At 61.6% G+C, this 1679-nt stretch carries 2 protein-coding genes; both read right to left on the bottom strand.

Annotation, left to right across the window (positions count from 1 at the left end):
• Window positions 1-1188, bottom strand: a 1188-nt coding sequence (locus EOL86_14590) for an MFS transporter (GenBank protein NCD26800.1), incomplete at its 3' end; no start/stop codon positions are given.
• A 154-nt stretch (window positions 1189-1342) separates the two neighbouring features.
• A partial coding sequence (locus tag EOL86_14585) for a MarR family transcriptional regulator (GenBank protein NCD26799.1) occupies window positions 1343-1679 on the bottom strand: 337 nt, incomplete at its 5' end.

Below are 1679 nucleotides of genomic sequence, written 5' to 3'. Positions count from 1 at the left end.
CATTCTCGGCAAAAAGCCCGCAAAGAGCCCCAGGGCCGGCAGGTAGGCGCAGAATTCATAGACCCTGACGATGCCGATGGCATCGGCCACCTGACCAAGAATCGCGGCACCCAGTCCCCCAAGGCCGAAGGCCAGCCCGAAAAACAGCCCGGCCATGGCTCCGACCTTGCCTGGGAACAGCTCCTGCGCAAAAACAACGATGGACGGAAAGGCCGAGGACAGAATGAGGCCAATGCAGATGCTGACCGGGCCGGTCCAGACGTAGTCAACGTGCGGCAGAAGCAAGGTGAACGGCAGGGCACCGAGGATGGAAAACCAGATGACGTTCTTGCGTCCGAAGCGGTCGCCCAGGGAACCTCCAGCCATGGTGCCCGCGGCCACGGAGGCCAGGAACAGGGCCAGATGGAGTTGGGCCGCAAAGACCGAGGCGCCGTAATGCTGGATCAGATAAAAGGTGTAATAGCTGGTCAGACTGGACAGATAGAAAAACTTGGAAAACATCAGCACCAGCAAAAGACCGAGCCCCTGCATGGCCTTGCCGCGCGGCAGGGTCAGGGCCGCGCCGTCGGCAGCGCGCCGCTTGAGCCGGGCCAGCCCATGCTCCCGGTACCACTGGGACACCGGCCACAGCAGGGCGGCCGCCAGCAAGGCCAGCAGGGCGATGACGGCCAGGCTGGTCTGTCCGAACCGGGACACGGCCAGCGCGGCCACCAGCGGCCCCAGGGCCTGCCCGCCGTTGCCCCCGACCTGGAACAAGGACTGGGCCAGCCCGTGGCGTCCGCCGGAGGCCATGGCCGCCACGCGGGAGGCCTCGGGATGAAAGATAGACGAACCCATGCCCAGAAGGGCGGCCCCGGCCAGCAGGACGGGGAACGAATGGGCCAGGGCCAGGGTAACGAGCCCGGCCAGGGTGAACAGAGTCCCGCTCGGCAGGGCCAGCGGCGTGGGCCGCTTGTCGGCAAAGAGCCCGATCAAAGGCTGCAGGATCGAGGCCGTCAACTGGTAGGTCAGGGTGATAAGGCCGATCTGACTAAAATTCAGGCTAAAATCATCTTTTAAAATCGGATAGATGGCCGGGAGCAGGGCCTGCAGCATGTCATTGATGAGATGACAGATGCTGATGGTCAGAATGACGGAAAACGCGGTGGACGAAGCCGCAAGCGAAGCGCGGTCCTGTTCCTGATTCATAACGACACCTTATTGGGTATGGCCGCCGAATTCGTCCCGACACAGGGACCACGGCGGTGTGGCTTGCACTCTTGCAACATTCCAGGACAGCTTCGGCCTCCGGGGCAAAAGCATCGACACGCAAACGCTCTTGCCCAGGGACGCCAGTTTGGGATCACTGATCGCCCTCGGCCCGTGACGCCGGACAACCCATTGCGCACGGCGCACAGGCATCAGCGACCTTGGCATCAATCTGGACATTGATGGCGCTCAAAAAACGTAAAATACAGTCCTGCTCCGCAGCCGTGAACTCCTGCAGCAGAGCGAGCTTTTCGCACCGCGCCTGGGTATGGCACTTCAAATGCTCGTCAAAAAGGCGGCGCCCGTTTTCTGTGAGACGGAAATAGATTTCTTTTTTGTTCTCCAGGACCTGATAACTTTCCACCAGCTCCTTGCCGATGAGCTTTTTGACGATCTTGCTGATCGCCCCGCGCGTCATGCGCATCCGCTCG

The organism is Deltaproteobacteria bacterium (assembly GCA_009930495.1).
Lineage (GTDB): Bacteria > Desulfobacterota > Desulfovibrionia > Desulfovibrionales > Desulfomicrobiaceae > Desulfomicrobium.
Note: the sequence above shows the minus strand (reverse complement) of the source record. Positions and strands in the feature narration are given on the sequence as shown.